This is a genomic window from Mycobacterium avium subsp. avium (assembly GCF_009741445.1).
GTDB classification, from domain to species: domain Bacteria; phylum Actinomycetota; class Actinomycetes; order Mycobacteriales; family Mycobacteriaceae; genus Mycobacterium; species Mycobacterium avium.
Genome location: NZ_CP046507.1, coordinates 1,254,428 through 1,278,988, shown reverse-complemented (window position 1 = coordinate 1,278,988; position 24,561 = coordinate 1,254,428). Strand labels below are relative to the sequence as shown.

General features: G+C 69.7%; 19 protein-coding genes, 1 pseudogene and 1 riboswitch. Of the genes and pseudogenes, 4 read left to right on the top strand and 16 right to left on the bottom strand.

Going from position 1 to position 24,561, the window contains the following annotated elements:
* Positions 1 to 6 precede the first annotated feature (6 nt).
* From MAA44156_RS06135 to MAA44156_RS06115, 5 genes and pseudogenes are all read right to left on the bottom strand, one after another.
* The gene (locus tag MAA44156_RS06135; RefSeq protein WP_009977437.1) at positions 7 to 444 is read right to left on the bottom strand and encodes a nitroreductase family deazaflavin-dependent oxidoreductase; all 438 of its coding nucleotides are present in this window, start codon (positions 442 to 444) and stop codon (positions 7 to 9) included.
* 9 nt (positions 445 to 453) lie between these two features.
* Positions 454 to 1,242, bottom strand: a complete 789-nt coding sequence (locus MAA44156_RS06130; protein ID WP_009977439.1) for a DUF6065 family protein — start codon at positions 1,240 to 1,242, stop codon at positions 454 to 456.
* 152 nt (positions 1,243 to 1,394) lie between these two features.
* A pseudogene (locus MAA44156_RS06125) lies at positions 1,395 to 3,296 on the bottom strand (lysophospholipid acyltransferase).
* Positions 3,293 to 5,113, bottom strand: a complete 1,821-nt coding sequence (fadD11, locus tag MAA44156_RS06120) for a fatty acid--CoA ligase FadD11 (protein WP_009977440.1) — start codon at positions 5,111 to 5,113, stop codon at positions 3,293 to 3,295. The pseudogene MAA44156_RS06125 and the gene fadD11 overlap by 4 nt, the downstream one beginning before the upstream one ends.
* 21 nt (positions 5,114 to 5,134) lie before the next feature.
* Positions 5,135 to 5,551, bottom strand: a complete 417-nt coding sequence (locus tag MAA44156_RS06115) for a helix-turn-helix domain-containing protein (protein WP_009977441.1) — start codon at positions 5,549 to 5,551, stop codon at positions 5,135 to 5,137.
* Between the two features lie 58 nt (positions 5,552 to 5,609).
* Between MAA44156_RS06115 and MAA44156_RS06110 the strand changes: the two genes are divergently transcribed.
* Complete coding sequence (locus tag MAA44156_RS06110; protein ID WP_023885629.1) at positions 5,610 to 6,056, top strand: PPOX class F420-dependent oxidoreductase; 447 nt, start codon at positions 5,610 to 5,612, stop codon at positions 6,054 to 6,056.
* A 158-nt stretch (positions 6,057 to 6,214) separates the two neighbouring features.
* On the opposite strand, the gene dnaE is transcribed toward MAA44156_RS06110, so the two are convergent.
* The 4 genes from dnaE to MAA44156_RS06090 all read right to left on the bottom strand — a co-directional run bounded on the left by dnaE (position 6,215) and on the right by MAA44156_RS06090 (position 12,157).
* Complete coding sequence (gene dnaE, locus MAA44156_RS06105; protein WP_023885630.1) at positions 6,215 to 9,748, bottom strand: DNA polymerase III subunit alpha; 3,534 nt, start codon at positions 9,746 to 9,748, stop codon at positions 6,215 to 6,217.
* Positions 9,749 to 9,812: 64 nt separating this feature from the next.
* Positions 9,813 to 10,244, bottom strand: a complete 432-nt coding sequence (locus tag MAA44156_RS06100; protein WP_009977444.1) for a type II toxin-antitoxin system Rv0910 family toxin — start codon at positions 10,242 to 10,244, stop codon at positions 9,813 to 9,815.
* Between the two features lie 88 nt (positions 10,245 to 10,332).
* The gene (locus MAA44156_RS06095) at positions 10,333 to 11,136 is read right to left on the bottom strand and encodes an SDR family NAD(P)-dependent oxidoreductase (RefSeq protein WP_009977445.1); all 804 of its coding nucleotides are present in this window, start codon (positions 11,134 to 11,136) and stop codon (positions 10,333 to 10,335) included.
* Between the two features lie 4 nt (positions 11,137 to 11,140).
* Positions 11,141 to 12,157 (bottom strand): SDR family NAD(P)-dependent oxidoreductase, encoded by a 1,017-nt coding sequence (locus MAA44156_RS06090; RefSeq protein ID WP_009977446.1) that lies wholly within the window; start codon positions 12,155 to 12,157, stop codon positions 11,141 to 11,143.
* A gap of 230 nt (positions 12,158 to 12,387) precedes the next feature.
* Between MAA44156_RS06090 and MAA44156_RS06085 the strand changes: the two genes are divergently transcribed.
* The gene (locus tag MAA44156_RS06085; RefSeq protein ID WP_009977448.1) at positions 12,388 to 12,795 is read left to right on the top strand and encodes a group I truncated hemoglobin; all 408 of its coding nucleotides are present in this window, start codon (positions 12,388 to 12,390) and stop codon (positions 12,793 to 12,795) included.
* A gap of 23 nt (positions 12,796 to 12,818) precedes the next feature.
* Positions 12,819 to 13,577, top strand: a complete 759-nt coding sequence (locus tag MAA44156_RS06080) for a methyltransferase domain-containing protein (protein WP_009977450.1) — start codon at positions 12,819 to 12,821, stop codon at positions 13,575 to 13,577.
* Here MAA44156_RS06080 and MAA44156_RS06075 read toward each other — a convergent pair whose 3' ends face one another.
* Positions 13,578 to 14,504: an RluA family pseudouridine synthase gene (locus MAA44156_RS06075; protein ID WP_003877698.1), complete on the bottom strand. Its 927-nt coding sequence runs from the start codon at positions 14,502 to 14,504 to the stop codon at positions 13,578 to 13,580.
* A complete protein-coding gene (lspA, locus tag MAA44156_RS06070; RefSeq protein ID WP_370445535.1) occupies positions 14,497 to 15,045 on the bottom strand; it encodes a signal peptidase II in 549 nt (182 codons plus the stop codon). The genes MAA44156_RS06075 and lspA overlap by 8 nt, the downstream gene beginning before the upstream one ends.
* 53 nt (positions 15,046 to 15,098) lie before the next feature.
* Between lspA and MAA44156_RS06065 the strand changes: the two genes are divergently transcribed.
* Positions 15,099 to 16,055, top strand: a complete 957-nt coding sequence (locus tag MAA44156_RS06065; protein WP_029248515.1) for an asparaginase — start codon at positions 15,099 to 15,101, stop codon at positions 16,053 to 16,055.
* Here the strand turns inward: MAA44156_RS06065 and MAA44156_RS23505 are convergent.
* The 5 genes from MAA44156_RS23505 to MAA44156_RS06040 form a co-directional block, all read right to left on the bottom strand.
* On the bottom strand, positions 16,020 to 17,411 hold the full coding sequence (locus tag MAA44156_RS23505) for a DNA polymerase IV (protein ID WP_009977452.1): 1,392 nt from the start codon (positions 17,409 to 17,411) through the stop codon (positions 16,020 to 16,022). The two genes, MAA44156_RS06065 and MAA44156_RS23505, sit on opposite strands and share 36 nt — an antisense overlap.
* Positions 17,412 to 18,462: 1,051 nt before the next feature.
* Positions 18,463 to 21,624: an isoleucine--tRNA ligase gene (ileS, locus tag MAA44156_RS06055; RefSeq protein WP_050427680.1), complete on the bottom strand. Its 3,162-nt coding sequence runs from the start codon at positions 21,622 to 21,624 to the stop codon at positions 18,463 to 18,465.
* 323 nt (positions 21,625 to 21,947) lie between these two features.
* Positions 21,948 to 22,184 (bottom strand): Rv1535 family protein, encoded by a 237-nt coding sequence (locus tag MAA44156_RS06050; protein ID WP_009977455.1) that lies wholly within the window; start codon positions 22,182 to 22,184, stop codon positions 21,948 to 21,950.
* Between the two features lie 292 nt (positions 22,185 to 22,476).
* Positions 22,477 to 22,661: riboswitch (M-box (ykoK) riboswitch) on the bottom strand.
* A gap of 138 nt (positions 22,662 to 22,799) precedes the next feature.
* Positions 22,800 to 23,918 carry an NAD(P)H-dependent flavin oxidoreductase gene (locus MAA44156_RS06045; RefSeq protein ID WP_009977456.1) on the bottom strand — a complete coding sequence of 373 codons (1,119 nt, stop codon included), beginning with the start codon at positions 23,916 to 23,918 and terminating at the stop codon, positions 22,800 to 22,802.
* A gap of 62 nt (positions 23,919 to 23,980) precedes the next feature.
* Positions 23,981 to 24,550, bottom strand: a complete 570-nt coding sequence (locus MAA44156_RS06040) for a carboxymuconolactone decarboxylase family protein (protein ID WP_009977457.1) — start codon at positions 24,548 to 24,550, stop codon at positions 23,981 to 23,983.
* Positions 24,551 to 24,561 lie beyond the last annotated feature (11 nt).

The following is a 24,561-nucleotide window of genomic DNA, read 5'->3' as shown; positions in this document are numbered from 1 at the left end:
CGGAATTCAGGCGACCGGGGTCAGCACGAACACCGGGATCTGGCGGTCGGTTTTGGTCTGGTATTCGGCGTAGTCGGGCCAGGCTTCGACGGCCCGCTGCCACCAGACGGCCTTCTCCTCGCCGAACACCTCCCGGGCGTCGTACTCCCGGGTGACCGGGCCGTCCTGCAGTTCGACCCGGGGGTTCTTCTTGATGTTGTGGTACCACACCGGGTTCTTCGGCGCCCCGCCGAGCGAGGCGACGACGGCGTACTGCCCGTCGTGCTCGACCCGCATCAGCGGCGTCCTGCGCAGCTTGCCGGTCTTGGCGCCGACCGTGGTCAGCACGATGATGGGCTTGCCCTTCATGTCGGCGGCCTCGGCCCCGCCCGATGCGACGTACTTGTCGGCTTGCTCGCGGGACCAATCCCACGGGCTGGGTGCGTATTCACCTGAAAGCGGCATGACCCAACCTTAAGCGCGGTCGGGGTGTGGCGGCCCGACGGCCGGGCGTGCGACGAACGAACGCAGACGGCGCCGGGTCTGGTGGTCGGGCGCCCCGGGTTCGCCGTCGCTGTGCCGGCCGCGGGTGTAGTCGCCCTGCCACGGCACGCGCTCGTCGGCCACTTCCTGCTCGCGCCCCAGCGCGCCGCGCGAGCTCAGGAAGAACTCGTGCTTGCGGTGCAGTTCTTCGTCGGACTCGATCGGCCGCAGTTCCGGGGCGAACTCCTCCAGCTCGGCCCGCCGCTGCGGCACGATCATGCAGATCGGCTCGTCCACCTCGAACCGCACCGGCATGAATTCCCGGGTGAATTTCCAGTTCATGCTGAAACTCGAACTGGACCAATCGGTTTCGACGATGCCCTCCAACGGCGATATCCCGTCCTTGGGATGGTTGGCCGGTCCGCGGACCAACAGGTTGTAGCCCGGCGGGGTGCGGAACAGGATCGGCAGATGCCAGGTCAGGATGCCGAAGCCGAAGTGACTGTCCGGCAAAAACTGACCGCTGGCACGGGTGTCGGGCACGATCGTCAGGCTGGTGCGATCATCACCGCCCATCCACGTCGCGGTGAAGGCGCTGCGGTTGCGCACCTCCCAGCCGCTCTGGTTTGCGATCAACATCGGCAGGCATCGGTGCGGCCAGCCCTGGCGCATCTGCGACATCCAGGCGCGCCCGATCGGCGCGGGGGCGATCGGCGGCGCGATGTCATGGGTGATGTACCCGATCAACGGGCGCTGCGGCCCCTCGGACTGCTCCGTCATCAGATCCTCGCTTCACCGGCTCGCTGGTCCCCTACAGGCATAGCGCACGCCGGGCGTCGGCGCGCGCGGCACAGTATCGGGACCGGACGTGAACGTTTCGTGTCGAGTGCTTGCGTGCTATACCCCGGGGCGGCGCGGCGAGCCGAACGGGTTCAGCGCGTCCGCGCCAGCTCCGCGATGGTGTTGACCCGCCGGATGGCGGTGGCGATCTCGTCGGCGAACTGCCGGCGCCGTCGCGCGATATCCGGATCCTCGAACCCGTCGACCAGCTCACGGTGCCGGGCCAGGCGCAGTGCCGTCTTGAACAGTTCCATCGACCGCGACTCGGCATTGGCGATTCGGCGCTGCAGCTCCCACTGCTTGCCGACCTGCAGGCACTCCGCCAGAAACGCCTGCTCGTCGAACGAATCGTCCTCGTAGCAGGCCAGCCGGTCGGCGACGATGTGATAGGCGTCCAGGAACGGGCGCAGCACCAGGTGCGCCAGCAGCAGGTCGGCCTGCTCCAGCAGCCCGCGCACCACGGCGGCATTGGCGGCCTTGCCGGTGTCCACCGGATCCTCGGCGGGCCCGATCAGCCGCACCTCGTCGGCGAGCTCCTTCTCGAACTGGGCGCGGGCGGAGAACAGGAACTCGAACTTGAGCAGCTCGCGCAGTTTCAGCGCCTCGTCGCGCACCGTCGCCGGCAGCACCGATCCGTCCCCGGACGTCTCGGAGACTTCGACGGCGGCCAGCAGCGCCGTCTCGGCGATGGCCCGGTCGACCAGGATGTGGATGGCGGTGTTGCGGTAGAAGGCGGCGACCAGGTGCTGGTCGGTGCCGATCCCCCACACCGCCTCGGTGCCGGCGTCGTAGACGCTGACCACGCCGGAGGCCACCAGTTGGTGCAGGGTCCAGCGGATGGTGGAGCGGTTGGTCAGATCGGCCGCCCCGGCCACCACCCAGTTGCGGGCGGCGATGTAGCTGGCCAACGGTCGCACGGTGGCCAGCACCTCGCTGAGGGTCAGCGACCGGTCGGCGCCCAGCAGCGCCAGGCTGACCACCGCGGTCGGGGTGACCGGCGTGGCGCGGTTGATGCGGTGCTCGACGTCCAGGGCGATGCGTTCGATCTCGGTTTGGCTGCCCGACTCCTCGGCCCGCAGCTCCTCGAGCCGCTTGCGCAGCGGCAGCGGCTCGCCGAAGTCCAGATACGCCCGGCCCAACCGGGTGCCCTGCTGGCGGGCGAGCCGGATCAGGAAGCGGAAATCCTCGGGCCGTTTCGCCGCGCCGTAGGCCTCGGTGGTCATGGCCTCCACCTCGTGCAGCTGGTCGTACACGATCGAGGTCGGCACCAAATACACTTCCGGGCCGTCGATTTCGTCGACCGCGTCGGCGAGGTAGCGCAGGATCCCGAACACCGGGGGCCGCAGCTTGCCGGTCCTGGTGCGGCCGCCTTCGATGGACCAGCTCAGGTTGGCGTGGTTTTGCACCAGCTGGGCGGCGTAGGCGCGCAACACGAAGCGGTAGACGGGAAGGTCCTTGGTTTGGCGCCGGATGAAGATCGCCCCGGTGCGCTTGGCCTAGGCGCCCATCGGGAAGAAGTTCAGGTTCGACCCGCCGAAGGTGAGCGCGGGGAACAGCCGGTTGGCCAGGATCACCTCGGGCAGCAGCATGCCGTCCAGGTACGAGCGATGCGAAAAGGCAAATGCCAGTGTGGCTTTGCGATCCAGCTTGCGCAGCGCCGCGATCTGGTCCTCGTCGATCAGCACGTCGTAGGCCCGCATCAGCCAGCGACTGAACCCGCGCCAGGCCGCCACCGCCGACTCGTCGAGCGAGGCCGCCATCTCGCGCAGGTAGCCCGCGGCCTCGGCGCGCACATCGGCCGGGTCGCGGCCGAGCTCGCCGGCCAGGCTGCGCAGCCGCTCGTCGTACCAGGGCGCGCCCAGCAACTGCACGACCTCGGCCGGGTCGGTGGCCAGCGGCGACGTCGCTTCGTCCAGAATGCCGGTGCGCTGCAACAGCTTTCGCATTCCGACGCGACCGATCTCGCGGGCGCTGCCGGCCGGCCCGCCGGTCATACGGGCTGCACCGCGGCGGCGGCGGGCTCGTGCACCTCGGGCGGAGGTGGATCGGCGTAGAGCTGCTCGATCTCCTCGGCGTATTTCGCCATGATCGGCTTGCGCTTGAGCTTCATCGTCAGCGTGATCTCGTCGCCGCCGGGCTCCCACAGCGTGGGCAGGATGCGGAACCGTTTGATCTGTTCCACCCGCGACAGTTTGGCGTTGCCCGCCGCCACCCCGGCGGCGATCTGGGCGATGACGTCCGGGTCGGCGGCCAGCGCGGCCGGCGACGCGTCGGACAACCCGTGCCGGGCGGCGTACGGGCCCACCGAGTCGGCGTCGAAAACCAGCAGCGCGGTGTTGTACGGACGCCCGTCGCCGATGGTGATCATCACGCCGATCATCGGGCAGGCGGCCAGGATGGCGTTCTCGATGTTGGCCGGCGACATGTTCTTTCCGGCCGCGTTGATGATCAGCTCCTTCTTGCGGTCCACCACTCGCAGGTAGCCCTGCGCGTCGGCCTCCAGGATGTCGCCGGTGTGCAACCAGCCGTCGGCGTCGATGGCCTCGGCCGTCTTCGCCGGTTCCTTGCGGTAGCCCTTCATCACCAGCGGGCCGCGCACCAGGAACTCGCCGTCGTCGGCGATCTTGCCCTCCAGCCCGGGCAGCAACTTGCCGACCGAGCCCAGGCGCGCGTCGCGGGGATGGCTGACGGCCGCCACACAGCTCAGCTCCGACATCCCCCACACCTCGGCGATCGGGATGCCGATGCCGGCGAAGAACGCCAGCGTCTCCTTGGGAATCGGGGCCGCCCCCGACACCGCCCAGCGCAGTTCGCCGAAGCCCAGCCGCTCACGCAGTTTCGAGAGCACCAACTTGTCGGCCCGCGCCCATTCGGTGGCCAGCTCGTCGGGTATCTGCTCGCCGGCGACCAAGGCCGCGGCGCGTTGGGCGGCCACCGACATCGCCCACTGCAGCGCCGCCCGGGTGGCCTCGTCCTGCTCGTTGGCGACGGTGAATTCGATTCCCGCCTTGAGCTTTTCCCATATCCGCGGCACCGCCGCCCACACCGTGGGTCGCACGTCGGGCAGCGCCGCGGCGATGGCGCGCGGGTCGTCGACCACGGTCACCTGCGCGCCGAAAACCTCCAGGCCGTAGAGCCCCATCGCGCGGTCGGCGATGTGCGCCGACGGCAGATACGACGTGACCCGGTCGCCGAATTTCGACGGCAGCACCGCGTTGAGCGCGTGGCACTCGAACAGCAGGTTGGCGTGGGTCATCTCCACGCCCTTGGGGTTTCCGGTGGTTCCCGAGGTGTAGATGAGCGTGACGACGTCGTCGGGCCGGACCGACCGCCAGGTCGACTCGAAGTCGAAATCCCTTGGGGCGGCGGCATACAGCTGCTCGACGGAGATGGTGCCCGGCGGGGCGCCGTCGATGCAGACGATGTGTTCGACGGGCGCGCCACTGGCCCGGATGCGGTCGACGTACTGCTGTTCGCAGATCGCCACTTTGGTGCCGGCGTTGTCGAACAGGTAGGTCAGTTGCTCGGCCGGCAGCGTGTTGTACACCGAAAACGACGTGGCGCCAAGGTGTTGCGCGCCGATCGCCAGTGGGTAGAACTCGATCCGGTTGGCCATCATCAGCGACACCGTGTCGCCGCGCCGCACGCCCAGCCCCGCCAGCCCGGCGGCGACCTTGCGGACCTGCTCGGCGAGCTCTCGCCAGGTCAACGTCTGGTTGGCCCCGGGGGTGCGCAGCACGACCGCGTCCGGGTCGATCGCGGCGTTGCGCTGGAATGCCTCGCACAAGGTGGCCGGACGTTCCGCCGTCATTTCCGCTCTCCTTGCCCCGGATCAGAACCTTCTGGCTGAGCGTACGTCCGGGCCGACGGGTGCGGGCCGGGTTGGGTGAATGCCGCAGGTGCAGGCGTCGATCGACGGGCAGGTGCACCGCATCCCCCACTCGATGACGGCGCGGGCCCGGCCCAGCGACTCCAGCTGGGCGTCGATCTGGGCGAGTTTGGCCCGGGCCAGCGCGCGGCTGGCCGGGCGTCCCGGCGCGTCGTCGGCGAACAGGCGCTGGATCTCGTCCAGCGCAAAGCCGGCGGTCTTGCACAGCGCGATCACCTCGAGCCGGGACAGCACGGCCTCGTCGTAGCGGCGCTGCCCGCCCAGCCGGATTGGGGCGGGCAGCAGGCCGATCTGCTCGTAGTAGCGCAGGGTGGTCGCGGCGACCCCGCTGCGGCGCGCGACCTCGCCGATGGTCAGCATGGGCGGCTCCCGGGTTCGTGCTTGACTTAGAGTTAACTCTAAGTCGTTGACTGGGTCCATGCCGCATCGATCCTTCGCCGAGTTGCACACCGACCGCTACGCGCTGCTGCGGTCTTTCCGCCGCGACGGCACTCCCGTCGACACCCCGATCTGGTTCGCCGTCGACGACGACGGCGTGTTGTTTCGCACCAAGGTCGGGCCCAAGACCCGCCGGCTCGCCGCGCATGCCGGCGTGGAGCTGGCGGCCTGCGACTACCGCGGCCGGGTCCGCCCGGGCGCGACGACCCTGGCGGGGCGCGCCACGATCCTTTCCGGCGCCGACGCCGAGCGCGCCAACCGCCTGCTGCACCGGCGGTACGGCTGGCAGTGGAACATCGTGCCGCTGCTCAAGATTCCCGGCGTGACGAACGTGCACCGGGATCTGTGCCTGCGTGAGAAGCTGCGCCGGGCCCGCGATCGCGGGGTGTGGCCGGACAGCGTCATAGTGCGGGTGCAGCCCACGTAGGCGCCGGGGGCGCGGCGCGGCGGCCCCGCGCCTGGCCCCGCGCCTGCCCCGCGCCTGCCCCGCGGCGGCCCCGCGCCTGCCCCCGGCGAGCGTGAAGTTAGTTTCACGGTCGCGGCCGAGCGTGAAACTAACTTCACGCTCGGCGCGCCGAAGACCCGCTACCCGCCGAGGCAGCCGGGGCCGAGCAGCTCTTTGAGGTCGCCCATCAACGCCGGCGACGGCGTCACCCGCAGCGACGCGTCCAGCTCCAACGTGGTGATCCGGTCGCCGCTGATCAGCCGCAGATGCACCTGCGAGGTTCCCGGATGACGGGCCAGCACCTGCTTGAGCGCGGTGACCTTGTCGATGGTGCACTGCCGCGTCGGCAGGCTGACCGCCAGCGGCCGGTCCACCTGGGCAGTGGAAAAGTCCGGCACCACAAGCTCATTGGCGATCAGCGCGATCCGGTCGTCACGGATCGCCACCTTGGCGTTGATCAGCACCACGGCGTCGTCGGCGATGTCGGCGCCGTAGGTGGAGTAGGCGTGCGGGAAGAACATCACCTCGATGCCACCGGTGAGGTCCTCCAATTGCGCTGACGCCCAAGGCATCCCGTTCTTGTTGACCCGCCGGTTGACCGACGCCAGGATGCCGCCGACCCGCACCTGGGTCTCGTTGGGCACGTCGCCGTCCAGGATGGCCGGGATCTGGGTGTCCACCTGCGCGGCCAGCAGATGCGCCACCCCGTTGAGCGGATGCCCGGACACGTAGAGCCCCAGCATCTCCCGCTCCAGCGCGAGCTTGTGCTTGTCCTCCCACTCGTCGTCGGGCACCTTGATGGTGAACACCGACTCGGTGCAGCCGCCGTCGCCGCCGAACAGGTCGAACTGGCCCATCGCCTCGGCCTTCTTGGTGCCCAGCACCGAATCGACCGCATCGGTGTGTACCAGGAACAGGCCCTTGCGCGCGTGCTTGAGCGAGTCGAACGCGCCGGCCTTGATCAGCGACTCGGTCACCTTCTTGTTGCAGGCCGAGATGTCGATCTTGTTCAGGTAGTCGGAGAAGTCGGTGAACTTGCCCTTCTCGTTGCGGGTCTTGATCAGCGAACCGACCACGTTGGCGCCGACGTTGCGCACCGCGCCCAACCCGAAGCGGATGTCCTGGCCGACCGAGGCGAAGTTGACCAGCGACTCGTTGACGTCCGGCGGCAACACCGTGATGCCCAGCTTGCGGCAGTCGGCCAGATAGACCGCGGCCTTGTCCTTGTCGTCGCCCACCGAGGTCAGCAGCCCGGCCATGTATTCGGCCGGATAGTTGGCCTTCAGATACGCGGTCCAGTACGACACCAGCCCGTAGCCAGCGGCGTGCGACTTGTTGAACGCATACCCGGCGAACGGAAGAATGGTGTCCCACAAGGCTTTTACCGCCTTCTCGGAGAACCCGTTGGCGGTCATGCCCTCGTAGAAGCCCTTGTACTCGGCCTCGAGCACCTCGAGCTTCTTCTTGCCCATCGCCTTGCGCAGCGCGTCGGCCTTGCCCATGGTGTAAGAGGCCACCTTCTGGGCGATGAACATGATCTGCTCTTGGTAGACGATCAAACCGTAAGTCTCGGAGAGGATTTCACGCAGCGGCTCCTCGAGCTCGGGGTGGATCGGCTTGATCGGCTGGCGGCCGTTCTTGCGGTCGGCGTAGTCGTTGTGGGCGTTCATACCCATCGGCCCGGGGCGATACAGCGCCAGCACCGCCACGATGTCGTTGAACTCCGTGGGCTGCATGCGGCGCAGCAGGTCGCGCATCGGCCCGCCGTCGAGCTGGAACACGCCCAGGGTGTCGCCGCGCCCCAGCAGCTCGTAGGTCGCCTTGTCGTCCAGCGGCACCGATTCCAGGTCGAGGTCGATTCCCCGGTTGGCCTTGATGTTGTCCAGGGCGTCGCCGATGATCGTCAGGTTGCGCAGGCCCAGGAAGTCCATCTTCAGCAGGCCGATGGCCTCACACGACGGGTAGTCCCAGCCGGTGATGATGGCGCCGTCCTGCGGCCGCTTCCACAGCGGGATGGCCTCGGTCAGCGGCTCGCTGCTCATGATCACCGCGCACGCGTGTACGCCGGCGTTGCGGATCAAACCCTCCAGACCGCGGGCGGTCTGGTAGATGGTGCGCACGTCGGGGTCGGTCTCGATCAGGCCGCGCACCTCGGCGGCTTCCTTGTACCGCTCGTGGCTGGGGTCGGTGATGCCGGACAGCGGGATGTCCTTGGCCATGATCGGCGGCGGCAGCGCCTTGGTGATCCGGTCGGCGATCGCGAAGCCCGGTTGACCGTAGTGGATCCGCGCCGAATCCTTCAGCGCCGCTTTGGTTTTGATGGTGCCGAAGGTGATGACCTGGGCGACCCGGTCGGAGCCCCACTTGTCGGCGGCGTAGCGCACCATCTCGCCGCGGCGACGGTCGTCGAAGTCGATGTCGATGTCGGGCGCCGACGGCCGCTCCGGGTTGAGGAACCGCTCGAACAGCAGGCCGTGCGGAATCGGGTCGATGTTGGTGATGCCCAGCGCGTAGGCCACCAGGGAGCCGGCCGCCGAGCCACGCCCGGGCCCCACCCGGATGTCGACCGAGCGGGCGTAGTTGATCAGGTCGGCGACGATCAGGAAGTAGGACGGAAAACCCTTGTCGCAGATGACCTTGATCTCGTATTCGGCCCGGTCGATGTAGTCCTGGCCGACCCCGTCCGGGAACCGCCGCCGCAGCCCGGCCATCACCTCGTGGTGCAGCCAGCTGGCCTGGTCGTGACCCTCGGGCACCGGGAAGACCGGCATCCGGTCGCGCGGCGTCCACACCTCCGCGTAGGACTGCACCCGTTCGGCGATCAACAGGGTGGAGTCGCACGCGCCGGGCACCTCGGCGTCCCAGATCTGGCGCATCTCGGCGGCCGACTTGAGGTAGTAGCCGTCGCCGTCGAACTTGAACCGGTTCGGGTCCGAGAGCGTCTTGCCGGTCTGCACGCACAGCAGCGCCTCGTGGTTGTGCGCGGCGTCGCGGGTAACGTAGTGGCAGTCGTTGGTGGCCAGCGGCGGGATGTTCAGCTTGCGGCCGATCTCCAGCAGGCCGTCGCGGACCCGCTGCTCGATGGACAGGCCGTGGTCCATCAGCTCGAGGAAGAAGTTGTCGGCGCCGAAGATCTCGCGCCACTTGGCCGCCGACTCGAGCGCCTCGCGGTCCTGGCCCAGCCGCAGCCGGGTCTGCACCTCCCCGGAGGGGCAGCCGGTGGTGGCGATGATGCCGTCGGCATGTTCGGCGATCAGCTCGGCGTCCATCCGCGACCGCTTGCCCAGCTGGCCCTCGAACGAGGCCAGCGAGGACAGCTTGAACAGGTTACGCAGGCCGGCCGCGTTCTCGGCCACCATGGTCAGGTGGGTGTAGGAGCCGCTGCCGGACACGTCGTCGGCCTTCTGGCTGGGATCCCCCCACAGGATCCGCCGGGTGTCGAACCGGGAGCCCGGCGCGATGTAGGCCTCCACGCCGATGATCGGCTTGATCCCGGCCTTGGTGGCGGCGTTGTAGAACTCGCTGGCGCCGAACATGTTTCCGTGGTCGGTCATCCCGACCGCGGGCATGCCCAGCCGCTCCACCTCGGCGAGCATCGGGGTGATCTTCGCGGCACCGTCCAGCATCGAATACTCGGTGTGGTTGTGCAGGTGCACGAAGGACGAGTGGTTCATAGGGACGCCAGTCTATGACCGAGGACCGACGGGTTTCGGGCGTGTCGGGTCCGTGTGTTGGGTTTTATCCGTAGAGCTCGACGAAGTTACGCAGCGACCTCTGCACGTCGCCCTTGACGGCGCGCGCGGCGGCCGATCCGACCGGCCCGAACAGCGCCCGACCGCCCAGCTCGAGCCGCACGCCGAGGGTGGAGCCGTCGCCGGTGGGCCGCACGGTCAGCGAGACGGCGTACTTGGTGCCGCCCTTGCCCGAGCCCGTCATCGCCACCCGGTGCGGCGGTTCCCAGGTGGTCACCGTCCAGGTCACCCGGTTGCGAAAGCCCTTGGCGCGGGCCACCCCGACAACCTGGGTGCCCTCGCCCAGCTCGTCGGGCAGTTCACCGCGCCAGGCCTCGTGCAGCACCAGCCAGTCGCCCAGCTCCGACAGGTCGGACACCCGGTCCCACATCTGCTGCGGGCTCATCGGCACCTCGGCGGTCATCTCCACGGCGGCCATGAGTTTCCTCCTCGCTCCCCCCGCGTCAACCCCACGCTGGCGTGACGCTCGGCACCGAACACCACGCTGGCGTGGCGCTCGGCGACACTCAGCGCTTGGGCCCGCCGCGGAACCGGTTGCCGATCCGGATGCCCGGCAGCAGCAGGCTGCGCGGGGCGAAACGGCCGCCCGTGCTGACCACCTTGGGCACCACGCCCGGCACCACGGTGCGACGGCCGGTGAGCATGCCGCCGATCGCCGCCTCGGCCACGTCCCGCGGCGAGACCTGCGCGATCGGGATGCTGAACCGCTCGGCGTTGGCGATCTCGGCCCACTCAGTGGGCACCGGCCCCGGACACAGACAGGTGACCGACACCCCGCTGCCGTGCAGCTCCTCGTGCACGGCCTCGGAGAACGTCTGCACGAACGCCTTGGTCGCCGAGTAGACGGCCATGTAGGGAACCGGCTGAAAACCCGCGATCGACGCGATGTTCAGCACCGCGCCCGCCCCCCGCGACACCATGCCGGGCAGCGTCGCGTGCGTCAGCTCCATCAGCGCCAGCGCGTTGAGGGTGACCTCTTCGCTCTCGCGCTCCATCGGCAGCTCGTGGAAGACCCCGCTGGTGCCGAAGCCCGCGCTGTTGCACAACCCGGCGATCGATTCGCTGCGCAGCCGGCCGGCCAACCGGGCACGGGCCTTCGAGTCGCCGAGGTCCAGCGGCAGCACCTCGACGCCGACCGAGTACTGCCCGCCCACCTCGTTGGCGAGATCGTCGAGCCGCTCACGGCGCCGGGCGACCAGCAGCAGCGGGAAGCCACGGCGGGCCAGGCCGCGCGCCAGTTCGGCGCCGATGCCGGACGAGGCGCCGGTGATGACGACGGTGGTCGTGATGTCGGGTTCGGGAAGGCTCATCGTCTCACCAATGTATCCCTCGGGTCGCCCGCACGAACGTTTCGCTGCGCGCGTCGAATTCGGTTGCGTCGGTTGCGGATTCATCGCCCTTGGCGGCGCTGGAGTCGCCGAACATGGCGAACGCCCGGTTGCGCACCCGGTCCATCACGGCCGGGTTGACCGCGTCGGCGACGGCGGCGAACTGCCCGAACGGCGAGCTGGCCCGCCGCGGCCGGTGCACGATCGCGTCGGCGATCACCCCGGCCGCCTGCTCGGGCGTCAGCGCCGGGAACTTGTCGTACAACGTGGTCGGGCTGATCATCGGGGTGCGCACCAGCGCCATGTGCACGGTGGTGAATTTGACGTTGTCGTTGACGACTTCGGCCTGCAGCGCGTCGCACAGGCTGTCCAGCGCGGCCTTGCTGGCGATGTACGCCCCGAACCGCGGCGCGCGGGTCTGCACCCCGACCGACGACACGTTGATGATCTGGCCGAAGCCGCGCTCGCGCATGCCGGGGATGAACTTGAGGATGAGCTGCACCGCGCCCAGGTAGTTCAACTGCATGGTGCGCTGGTAGTCGTGGATGCGGTCGTAGGACAGCTCCAGCGAGCGCCGGATCGAGCGGCCCGCGTTGTTGATCAGGATGTCGACGCCGCCCAGATCGTCGAGCACCCGATCGGCCATCGCGGCGATGGCGTCCATGTCGGACAGGTCGCACGGGTACACGTGGGCGCTGCCACCGTTCTCCCGGATTTCGGAGGCGACCTTCTCCAGGTTCTCCCGGGTGCGGGCCACCAGCGCCACGACACCGCCCGCCTCGGCGATCTTCTTGGCGGCGGCCTCACCGATGCCCGAGGAGGCGCCGGTGATCAGGACGGTCTTGGCGTCAACGGCCTCCTCGAGGGTGCGGCCCTGCACCGCGTCCAGCAGGTTCCGCAGATAGAACGGCCGGTATCGCCCGGCCGAGTTCGGGGTGTTGATGATGTTGGAGACCGCCGCGAGGGGCTTTTCCACCAGGTTCGTCAGGTCACCAAGGTTCATTGGCTTCGGCTCCCCCGCCCTCGCGCAACTGATGTGACGTGCGTCATGACGCCAACCTAGGACAAAAGCGCCCCGCGTCGATGCGGATTGCGGTCATGCGCCCCGACGCGGTCTCTCACCGTTCCCTTAGGCCGACCGCCAGATATGGGCAATCCGCTTGTTACACAGAGCAATCCGGGTGTGACCGCGCCCTAACTGACGGGCAACGCCGCGATGTTCCAATCGTGGTCATGAAAATTCTGGCGCGCTTCCGCAAGGCCGAGCCGGCCAGCATCTACGACCGGATCGGCGGGCACGAGGCGCTCGAGGTGGTGGTCGAGGACTTCTACGTTCGGGTGCTCGCCGACGAGCAACTGTCCGGATTTTTCACCGGCACCAACATGAACCGGCTCAAGGGCAAACAGGTGGAGTTCTTCGCTGCCGCGCTGGGCGGGCCGCACCCCTACACCGGGGCGCCGATGAAGCAGGTGCACCAGGGCCGCGGCATCACCATGCACCACTTCGGTTTGGTGGCAGGGCATTTGGCCGACGCGCTGACCGCCGCCGGCGTGCCGTCGGAGACGGTGAGCGAGATCCTGGGGGCGATCGCGCCGCTGGCGCCGGAGATCGCGACCGGCGAGGCGAAGGCGACGGTCTGAGCGTTGCGCCTAGCATGCCTGGCATGCGGCGCACGTTCGAGGATCTGCTCGCCGAAGCCGAGGCCGCCCCGGTCGACGGCTGGGATTTCTCCTGGCTGGACGGCCGTGCCACCGAGGAGCGGCCGTCGTGGGGCTACCAGCGCCTGCTGCGCGACCGGTTGTCGACGGTGTCGGCGGCGCTGGACATTCACACCGGCGGCGGCGAGGTGCTGGCCGGGGCGGGCCCCTTCCCGCCCACCATGGCGGCCATCGAGACCTGGCCGCCCAACGCCGCGCTGGCGACCGCGCGGCTGCATCCGCTCGGCGCGGTGGTGGTGGCGGTGCGCGACGAGCCGCCGCTGCCGTTCGCCGACCACGCCTTCGACCTGGTGACCAGCCGGCACCCGGTCTCGGTGTGGTGGTCCGAGATCGCGCGGGTGCTGCGGCCCGGCGGCAGTTACTTCGCCCAGCACATCGGGCCCGCCACCATGGGCGAGCTGGTCGAGTACTTCATCGGGCCGCAGCCGCAGAAGTGGGCCGAGTTTCACCCCGACGCGCTGCGCGCGCAGGTGGCGGCCGCGGGCCTGCGGGTCATCGACGTGCGCATGGAGCGGTTGCGGGCCGAATTCTTCGACATCGGCGCCGTCGTGTACTTCCTGCGCAAGGTGATCTGGACGGTGCCGGACTTCTCCGTGGCGCGCTACCGCGACCGGCTGGCCGAACTGCACGAGCGCATCGAGTCGCAAGGCCCGTTCGTCGCGCACCCGACTCGGGTGCTCGTCGAGGCCCGCAAACCGGAGTGATCAGCCTTCGTCGCGCAGCACGTCGAGCGCGTGCTGCAGATCCGGCGGGTAGGGGCTGACGATCTCCATCCGCCGGCCGTCGGCCGGGTGCGCGAACGACAGCGACCGCGCGTGCAGCCATTGGCGTTGCAGCCCAAGCTTTTTCGCGAGCTTGGGGTCGGCGCCGTAGACCAGGTCGCCGCAGCACGGGTGATGCAGCGCGGAGAAGTGCACCCGGATCTGGTGGGTGCGGCCGGTTTCCAGGTGCACGTCGAGCAGGCTGGCGGCGACGAAGGCCTCGACGGTGTCGTAGTGGGTGAGGCTGTGCCGGCCGTCCTTGGTGACCGCGAACTTCCACTCGCCGCCGCGGTGCCGCCCGATCGGGGCGTCGATGGTGCCGCTGGACGGGTCCGGATGTCCTTGCACCAGCGCGTGATAGCGCTTGTCGACGGTGCGTTGTTTGAACGCCCGCTTGAGCAGGGTGTAGGCGCGCTCGGACAGCGCCACCACCATCACCCCGGAGGTGCCGACGTCGAGGCGGTGCACGATGCCCTGCCGTTCGGGCACCCCCGAGGTGGTGATCCGGTAACCGGCGGCGGCCAGGCCGCCGAGCACCGTGGGTCCGGTCCAGCCCACCGACGCGTGCGCGGCCACCGCGGCGGGCTTGTCGACGGCGACGATGTCGTCGTCGGAGTACAGGATGGTCATGCCCTCGATGTCGACCGGGGTGTTCTGCGGCGGCGCCGGCGCCTCGGGCAGGCGCACGTGCAGCCACGCCCCGCCGGTCAGCCGATCGGATTTGCCGGCCGGCACCCCGTCCAGTTCGACACCGCCGTCCTCGGCCAGGGCCGCCGCCGCGCTGCGGGACAGTCCCAGCAGGCGGGCCAGCCCGGCGTCGACGCGCATGCCCGCCAGTCCCTCCGGGACCGGCATCGAGCGCTCAGTCACGGCTCTGGTCGGCCTTTTTCCGTCGACCGACGGTGTCGAAGTCGTAGCCGAAGATCGACAGCACGACCAGCAGGATGGCCCCGCCGACCACCGAGGGGTCGGCGACGTTGAACACCGGCCACCAGCCGACCGACAGGAAGTCCACCACGTGGCCGCGCAGCGGCCCGGGGGCCCGGAAGAAGCGGTCGACCAGGTTGCCCATCGCGCCGCCCAGGATCATGCCCAGGCCCACCGCCCACCAGGGCGACACCAGCCGTCGTCCCATCCAGAAGATGCCGACCACCACGCCGGTCGCGATCAGGGTCAGCACCCAGGTGTAGCCGGTCGCCATCGAGAAGGCGGCCCCGGAGTTGCGAACCAGGGTCCAGGTCACCGTGTCACCGATGATCGGCACCGGCTGGCCGGGCGGCAACAGCTTGACGGCCAGCACCTTGGTGACGATGTCCAGGGCCAGGACTGTCGCGGCGACCGACAGCAGCAGACGCAGCCGTCGCGGCGGCCGGTCCTGCGGCGCGGTCGATCCCGTTGGTTGTTCAGGCACGCTCATATCATCCCCTACCGCGTCCGCGGACCGGCGACGTGCGGGCGGCGGCGATGCGCGATGATTCCCCCATGGCCCGCCTCACCGTGATCGCCACCGGGGGCACCATATCGACCGGCACCGGCGCCGACGGGGTGCACCGGCCCTGCTACAGCGGGGCGGATCTGACGGCCCCGTTCCGCGCCGATCACGACGTCGAGGTGGTCGACCTGCTGGCGGTGGACAGCTCGGAGCTGACCCTGGCCGACTGGGACCGGATGCGCGAAGCGGTGACGGCGGCGCTGGACGGCGGCGCCGACGGCGTGGTGATCCTGCACGGCACCGACACCATGGAGGAGACCGCGCTGTGGCTCGATCTGACCTACGACGGGCCGGCCCCGGTGGTGTTGACCGGCGCGATGCGCAGCGCCGACGCGCCGGACGCGGACGGTCCGGGCAACGTGCGCGACGCCCTGGCGGTGGCCGCGCATCCGGCCGCCCGCGGGCTGGGCGTGCTGCTGTGTTTCGCCGGCCGGGTGCTACAGCCGCTGGGCCTGTCCAAGGTGGCCACCGAGGACTTGAGCGGCTTCGCCGGCCGGCTGGTGGGCACGGTCGCCGGCGATGTCGCGCTGACCGGCCCGAAAACCCGGCCCTACCTCGGTGACCTGGGTGCCGCCGCGGCGCCGCGGGTGGACATCGTCGCGGCGTATCTGGGCAGCGACGCGGTGGCCCTGGACGCCTGCGTGGCCGCCGGGGCGCGGGCCGTGGTGCTCGAGGCGCTGGGTTCGGGTAACGCAGGGCCGGCGGTGGTCGACGCGGTGCGCCGGCACTGCGGCACCGGGGTGGTGATCGCGGTGTCCACCCGGGTGCCCGGCGGGCGGGTCGGCGCGAGCTACGGGCCCGGGCACGAGATGGCCGCCGCGGGGGCGGTGCCGGTGTCCACGCTGCGGCCGCCGCAGGCCCGGGTGCTGCTGATCGCCGCGCTGGCCGCCGGGCTACCGGCCGCCGACGTCCTCGGCCGGTGGGGCTGACGACTCCTGCAGGCCCTCGACGTAGTCCGGCCAGTCCAGCGAATCGACCGGGTTGGCGCGCACCAGCTCGGCGCTGTCGGCGGGGAAGGTGCGGGCCGGGCCCGGGCCGGAGGTGCGGGTCTCGAACCGGGCGGTGACCACGCCGTGCCCGGCGCCCTGCACCCAGCCGTGCCCCAGGTCGGGGTGGGCGACGTCGTCGCCCACCCGCCAACCCGCGTCGTGTCCGGGCCCGAACATCGCCTCGGCCGCGGTCTCGACCGACTGCGAATCCGATTGCGGCGCAGGCATTTCCAGGTCCGGGAACAGCGACTCCTGACGCACCTCGCTCAGCCCGGAAAACCCCACCCCGAGCAGGCGGATCGACCCGATCTCGCGCGGGTCGAGCAGCAGCCGCCGGGCCACGCCGACCAGCGCGGCGGCCTCGGTGGTCGCGTAGGGCAGGGTCGCGGAGCGGGTCAGCGTGCTCATGTCGGACTTCTTCAGCTTGACCGTGACGGTGCGCGCGCCCCGGCCGTCGCGCAGCAGGCGGTGATGGGCGTGCTCGGCGATCGGTTCGATCGCCTCGCGCAGCTGCTCGAGGGTGGTCAGGTCGGCGGCGAAGGTCGACTCGGAGCTGATCTGTTTGGCTTCGGCGCGTTCGGTGACGGGCCGGTCGTCGATGCCGCGGGCCAGCCGGTGCAGGGCGGGGCCGATGGTGGCGCCCAGGATGTTGGCGGCCTCGGCGTCGGTCAGCGCGGCCAGCTCGCCGATGGTCTCGATGCCCAGCCGATGCAGCTTCTCCTCGGCGACCGGCCCGATCCCCCACAGCCGGCGCACCGGCAACCCGCCGAGCAGCTCGCGTTCCTCGGCGCGGCGCACCACCCGGACCCCGTCCGGTTTGGCCAGGCCGGAGGCGATCTTGGCGATCTGCTTGCCCGAGCCGGCACCCACCGAGGCGATCAGCCCGGTCTGCTCACGAACCCGTCGGCGCAACTGTTCGCAGAACGCCTCGACGTCCTGAGCCGGAGCGCCGGCGAGTTGGGCCGGCTCGCCGAACCCCTCGTCGAAGGACAGTTGCTCGACGACGGGCACCACGGCGCGGATGGTGTCGAAGACCCTTCTGCTGGCCACGCCATAGACCACGCCGCGCGGCGGCAACACCACCGCGGAGACGCCGACCAGCCTCTTGGCCTGATGCATGGGCATGGCCGAGCGGGCGCCGAACACGCGCGCCTCGTAGCTGGCGCCGGCCACCACGCCGCGGCCACCCAAACCACCCACCAGCACCGGACGCCCGCGCAGCGTCGGGCGGGTGAGCTGCTCGACGGACGCGAAGAACGCGTCCATGTCCAGGTGCAGCACCCATCGGGACTCCACCCGATCGATGCTATTGCCCGGGCCTGCTGCGGCCCGGGCTGACCGCGAGAGTGCATCTACCGACGCTGCCTCTCGGGAAACACGTCGCTGGTTGCACTTTCGCGGCTCACAGCGGGCAGCCCGCCGCGCGCAGCGCCTCCCGGATAAGACGTCCGGCCGATTACGCAACAGGTCCGCGCTCACCCGGATGATCCGCCAACCCCGGCGCTCCAATTCTGCGACGCGGTCGATGTCCTTGGCGCGGATGCGCGGATCGGTCCAGTGTTGGGCGCCGTCGTATTCGACGCCCACGCGCCACTGCTCCCACCCCAGATCGATGCGAGCCAGCACGAAACCCCAGTCGTTGTGCACCGTGATCTGGGTGCTGGGTTTGGGCAATCCGGCGCCGACGATCGCCAGCCTCGTCCGGGTCTCTTGCGGCGACTCGGCCCCTGCATCGATGAGAGGCAGCACCCGTCGCAACTGACGCACGCCTCTGGCGCCGCGGTGGGCCCGCATGAGCGGTTCGACACACTCGGTTGTCAGCCCCGTAGCCCTCGCCAACGAATCAATCGCTATGACCGCGGCCACCAAGCCGGGTCGCCGTCCCAGGTCGTACGCGGTGCGCGCAGGCGTCGTCACCGGCACACCGCGGACTTCGGTGATCTCGTCAGGCAGCAACGTCTCATTGCGGGCGACGATCAATGGCGGCGGCCGCTTGCGATCAGTGATCAGTTCGGCGGGTGCGCGCGGATCGACCCATTGCGCGCCCAGCAACGCGGCCGCCGAGTTGCCGGCGACCACCGCGCGCCTGCCTGACCACAGCCAGGCAGCTATCGCCCGATCGCTGGCGGTGAAGTCGGCACCGCGCTGGTAGACGTTGCGATAGATCCGCGTGCACGAGCGCCGCAGGTCGCGCTCCGTCAGCGCGCCTGCGCTCAGCGCCTCGGTGCCCACAAACAGCTGCCCCTCGCCCATGGGCGGAGGCTGCCACACAGCTCCGACAACCGACGAGAGTGCATCTACCGACACCGTTACTCGGCAAATGCGTCGCCAGTTGCACTTTCGCGGCTCAGACTTTGGAAATGCTCACCCGCACGCCGTCGCCGATCGCGACGGGGTCGGCCGGCTCCCCGAATTCGAAACGGGTGGCCAGGATTTCACCCGCGATCAGGTCGCGGTGGGTGCGCGCCCACTCCGCCCGCCCGGCGGGCACCGACATCACCACGCTGATCCGGTCGGAGACGTCCAGCCCGGTCGACTTGCGCAGCTCCTGCAACTCGCGGATCCGGTCCTTCGCCCACCCCTCGGCCTCGAGCTCCGGGGTGACGGTGCCGTCGAGGACCACCAGGCCGGCCCCATTCGGCAGGGCCGCGGTGAATTCCGGGTCGGCGGCCACCAGCCGCGAGCTGTACTCCTCGGGCCGCAGCACGGCCGGGCCTGCGGTCAGGGTGCCGTCGTCGTTGACGACGCCCTCCCCCGCCTTGACGGCCTTGATCGCCGCCTGCACGTCCTTGCCCAGCCGCGGGCCGGCCACCCGGGCGTTGACGGTCAGCTCGAAGGTGCCGTAGGTGTCGATCGCGTCGGTCAACTCGACGCTCTTGACGTTGAGCTCGTCGGCGATCAGGTCGACGAACGGCGCCAGGTGTTGCGGATTCTCCACCGCGACAGTCAGTTTCGGCAGCGGTAGGCGCACCCGCAGCTTCTTTGCCTTGCGCAGCGAGGAGGCGGCCGAGCACACCTCGCGAACCTGGTCCATCGCCGCGACCAGGCCGGCGTCGGCGGGCAGCTCGCCGCTGCGCGGCCAGTCGGTCAGATGCACCGAGCGTCCGCCGGTCAGGCCGCGCCAGACCAGCTCGGTGACCGAGGGCAGCAGCGGCGCGGCCAGCCGCGCGGTCACCTCCAGCACGGTGTGCAGCGTGTCGATGGCGTCGGCGTCCTCGCTCCAGAACCGCGAACGCGACCGTCGCACATACCAATTCGTCAGCGCCTCGGTGAACTGGCGCAGCTGCTCGCAGGCCCGCGAAATGTCGCAGGCGTCCATCTCCCGGGTCAGGTCGTCGCGCAGTTCGGCGAGCTTGGCCAGGATGTAGCGGTCCAGCACCTGGGTCGAATCCGTGCGCCAGGTACCGACTTTCGGCGCGTAGAGGGCCAGGAAGCTGTAGGCGTTCCAGAACGGCAGCAGCACCTGGCGCACGCCGTCGCGGATGCCCTGTTCGGTGACGATGAGATTGCCCCCGCGCAGGATCGGCGAGGCCATCAAGAACCAGCGCATGGCGTCGGAGCCGTCGCGGTCGAACACCTCCGACACGTCGGGATAGTTGCGCAGCGACTTGCTCATCTTCTGTCCGTCGGAGCCCAGCACGATGCCATGGGCCACACAGGTTTTGAACGCCGGCCGGTCGAACAGCGCGGTGGCCAGCACGTGCAGGGTGTAGAACCAGCCGCGGGTCTGCCCGATGTATTCGACGATGAAGTCGCCGGGGTAATGCGTCTCGAACCAGTCGCGGTTCTCGAACGGGTAGTGGACCTGCGCGTACGGCATGGACCCCGAGTCGAACCAGACGTCGAGCACGTCGGGGATGCGGCGCATGGTGCTGCGACCGCTAGGGTCGTCGGGGTTGGGCCGGGTCAGCTCGTCGATGTAGGGCCGGTGCAGGTTGTCCGGCCGCACCCCGAAGTCGCGCTCGAGTTCGTCGAGGCTGCCGTACACGTCGATCCGCGGGTAGGCCGGGTCGTCGGACTTCCACACCGGAATCGGGGTGCCCCAGTAGCGGTTTCGTGAGATCGACCAGTCGCGGGCGCCGGCCAGCCACTTGCCGAACTGGCCGTCCTTGACGTGTTCGGGATACCACGTGATCTGCTGGTTGAGTTCGACCATGCGGTCCCGGAATCGGGTGACCGCCACGAACCAGGACGACACCGCCCGATAGATCAGCGGGTTGCGGCAGCGCCAGCAGTGCGGGTAAGGGTGCTCGTAGGTTTCGTGGCGCAGCAGCACCGGCGCGTTGGCCGCGGCGGCGCCGCTGCCGTTCTTCAGGTCCCGGATGATCTGCGGGTTGGCGTCGAAGACGTTGAGACCCTGGTAATCCGGGACGGCGGCGTCGAAGCGTCCGTTGGAGTCGACCGGCGTGACCGGGGCGATGCCCGCGGCGTCGGCGACGGCCATGTCGTCTTCGCCGTAGGCCGGTGCCAGGTGCACGATCCCGGTGCCGTCCTCGGTGGTGACGAACTCGCCGGCCAGCACCCGAAATGCGTTGGGGCTGTCCATGAAATACGGGAACGGCGGCAGGTACCGGGTGCCCAGCAGCTCGGCGCCCCGGTAGCTGCCCAGGATCTCGGGCTCGGGGCCCAGCTCGCGGGCGTAGGCGGCCAGCCGCGGCTGGGCCAGCACGAAACGACGGTCGCCGGAGCGCACCTGCACATAGGTCACCTCCGGGTGGACGGCGACGGCCAGGTTGGACGGCAGCGTCCACGGCGTCGTCGTCCAGATCAACAGGTGCGCGCCGTCCAGCTCGCCGCCCACCACCTTGAACCCGACCGTCAGCGCCGGGTCCTGCCGGCTCTGGTACACGTCGTCGTCCATCCGCAATTCGTGGTTGGACAGCGGGGTTTCGTCGCGCCAGCAGTACGGCAGCACCCGGTAGCCCTCGTAGGCCAGCCCTTTGTCCCAGAGCTGCTTGAACGCCCAGATCACCGACTCCATGTAGGGCAGGTCGAGCGTCTTGTAGTCGTGGTCGAAATCGACCCAGCGAGCCTGGCGGGTCACATAGGCCCGCCACTCGTCGGTGTAGCGCAACACCGATTCGCGGCAGGCGTCGTTGAACGCGGCGATGCCCATGTCGTCGATCTGCGATTTGTCGGTGATGCCCAGCTGGCGTTCCACTTCCAGTTCGGCCGGCAGCCCGTGGGTGTCCCAGCCGAAGCGGCGCTCCACCTTGTTGCCGCGCATGGTGCGGTAGCGCGGGACGATGTCCTTGACGTAGCCGGTGAGCAGGTGGCCGTAGTGCGGCAGCCCGTTGGCGAACGGCGGCCCGTCGTAGAACACGTATTCCTCGGCGCCGTCGCGGCGGGCGATGCTGGCCCGGAAGGTGTCGTCGCGGGCCCAGTAGTCGAGCACCTCGAGCTCGAGCGCCGGGAAGTCGGGCGCGCCGCCGGCCGGCTTCGGGTAGGTCTGGACGGAATCCGCCGGCTGAGCCTCGCGGTCAGCCTGGAACCCGAGATTGTCGGTCACGATGCGCGTTGTCTCCTGTGCCACGGTGCAAACCGGGGACGACGACGCGCTGGCTGCGCGAGCGCCGCGGTACCACCCCGCTTGCCGCGCTTTCGCGTGGCCACTCGGTTGCGGCTGTGACGGGCCTACCCGTTCGGTTCTACTGAGCCGCCCCGCCGGGCCGGCCGTTCTTCCGAAGGCTCCCCGGTGATGGCCGGATCGACGCCAGTACGACGATTCTACGAAACCCCGCAACCGCGGGTCCGCTCCAAGGGGCTACCTGGTCTCAGGGGTCGCCTGCGACCGGGAAGCCCCTTGGAGCGGTGTAGGTTCGCTGTCCATTTTCAGGCCTGGACTTCCAGCACACCCACCCGCCACAGCGCCGCGTACACGTGGCGCAGCGGGATGCTCAACAGGCGGGCGGCGCCGTCGACCAGTGGGTCGCCGCCGGCACCGAACGGCGCGCCGCTGCCCCGGCGGGTCTTGGGCGCGGGGGCCGCGATGGTGTCGGTGTCGCGCACCACCCGCAGGGTCGGGGCGGGCGCCACGGTGGCCACTTCGTCGTAGAAAGCTGCGGTCATGATCGCCTCCTGGCGGAGAAATTCCAACGGGGACTACGGGGACTGACGTGTCCCGTCCCGGGGTTGGTTCCGATCTTCGGAGAACGCTTGGCCGGCAAGGGTTTTCGCGTTGGCGACGGCTCAGCCGAGCGGGTCGCGCCGGAGACCGGGTCGGGACGAAACACGGTTCGGACTTCGGTCCGGACTGTCACTGGAACTCATGTGTCCCTCACCTCCTCGCGGTCCCGGCGCATGCGGGGTCGCATGCGATCTACGCGCAGCATGAGGAGCAGAACCCGACGATCGTCGGCAATCCGCACCCCTCTCGTCAGAGCTTTGACACCACACGACGTGTCCTGGCCCGAACGACAATCCGAGCCGGAAGCCACCTGGGCTCAACCCTTAAGCCGGGAGGAGCTGTCCTGACCCGGGGCGTCTTTCGACGTTCGGGGTCAGTGGCCTGTATTCGTGTAGACGCCTCACCTAACGAGGTGCTTACCCGACCGATAATGCACGAGCGCTCCGACACGGTCAAATCCCCCGCCAGCGTGTCCGCGATTCTTTACGCGTTCCGTGGGGGCGCCCACAGCATTCGGTCAGCTACCGGCGCTGACCTGGCCGGATGGCGATGGCCGATCAGTTCTCGATCAGGCCGTCGAGCCGTCCGACGGTGTCGATGAACTCCTCGACCATGTCCAGCACCACCGCGCGGGTGGGGCGGATCCGGTCCAGCGAGCCCACCACCTGCCCGACGAAGTAGGTGGCCAGCTCGCGGGCCTTGGCGCCCGGCTGGGTGGCGGCGGCGTTGATCCGCAGCTGCGGCTCGGTGATCAGCGCGGTCTGCAGCGGCATGCCCAGCGGGTCGGGGTTTTCCGGGCGGTCCCACTCGTCGGTCCACGCGGTGCGCAGCATCCGGGCCGGCTTGCCCGTCATCGAGCGCGACCGCACGGTGTCGGAGGAAGTGGCGGCCAGGAACTTCTCCTTGACCACCGGCACCGTCTCGGCCTCCTCGGTGGTCAGCCACACCGACCCGCACCACACGCCCTCGGCGCCCAGCGCCAGGGCCGCCGCGATCTGGCGGCCGCGGGCGATGCCGCCCGCGGCCAGCACCGGCACCGGCGCGACGGCGTCGACCACTTCGGGCACCAGGACCATGGTCGCCACCTCGCCGGTGTGCCCGCCCGCCTCGGTGCCCTGCGCGACGATCAGGTCCACCCCGGCGGCGGCGTGCCGTTGGGCGTGCGCGGTGGTGCCGGCCAGCGCGGCCACCAGCACGTCGCGGTCGTGCGCGCGTTCGACGAGGTCGGGCGGGGGCGGGCCGAGCGCGGAGGCGATGAGCCGGATGTCGTGGGCGAAGGCCACGTCGAGCAGCGGCTGGTAGGTCTTGGGCGAGATGTTCAGGCCGCCGGCACGGATGTCCGCGGCGGGCGCGGTCACCCCGTAGCGGGCCAGCAGGTCGTCGACGAACGCGCGGTGCTCGTCGGGCAGCAGGGTGCGGGCCTGGCCGGCGTCGATGCCGCCCTGCTCGGCGCCGACGTATTTGGGTGGCAGCAACAGGTCGACGCCGTAGGGCTTGCCGCCGGTCTGCTGCTCGATCCAGTTCAGTTCGTTGTCCAGCCGTTGCGGGCTGTGCGCGGTGGCGCCCAGGATGCCGAATCCACCCGCATTGGTCACCGCGGCCACCACGTCGCGGCAGTGGCTGAACGCGCAGATCGGGAATTCCACGCCGAGCAACTCGGCGACCCTGGTTCTCATTGCCCGACGCTAAGAGCTCTTGACAGAGAAGTCAATCGGTTACGGCCGTGGGTGATTCGGCGTCAGCTCGCGGGCTCCCGGCCGTCCGGAGGCCAGCTCGCCACCCCGTCCTCCAACGGCACCTCGAGGCTCTGCAGGATCGAGGCGACCATCCGCCACGCGCCGATGACCGTGACCAGCTCGACGAGAACCGTTGTGTCCCGGTTGAATTCGTGCTCGCACTGCGCCCAGCTGGCGGCGCTGACCGAACCGTGGCGCACCACGTCGTCGGTGGCGGCCAGCACGGCCCGCTCGGTGGGCCCAAACCCCGGGTAGTTCCGCCAATCTCGCACCCCGAGCAGATCGTCGCCGGGCACGCCGAGCCGGGACGCGACCCGCCAGTGCTGCGTCCACTCGTAGTCGCAGCCGGTGAGCCAGCCGATGCGCATGATGATCAATTCGCGCAACCGGGAATCCAGCGCGCCGTGCCAGAGCATGGTGGCGAGCAGGTCGTTGATGGCACGGGCCAGCGGCGGATGGTTGAGCAGCACCTGGAAGATGCTGAGCTCGGCCATGTAGTTGGGCACGGCAGCTTCGTCGGCGGCGGCCTTGGCTTCGTCCAGGGGCAGTTTGGGCAGGCGCGCTGTGGGCATCGGGTGAGCAC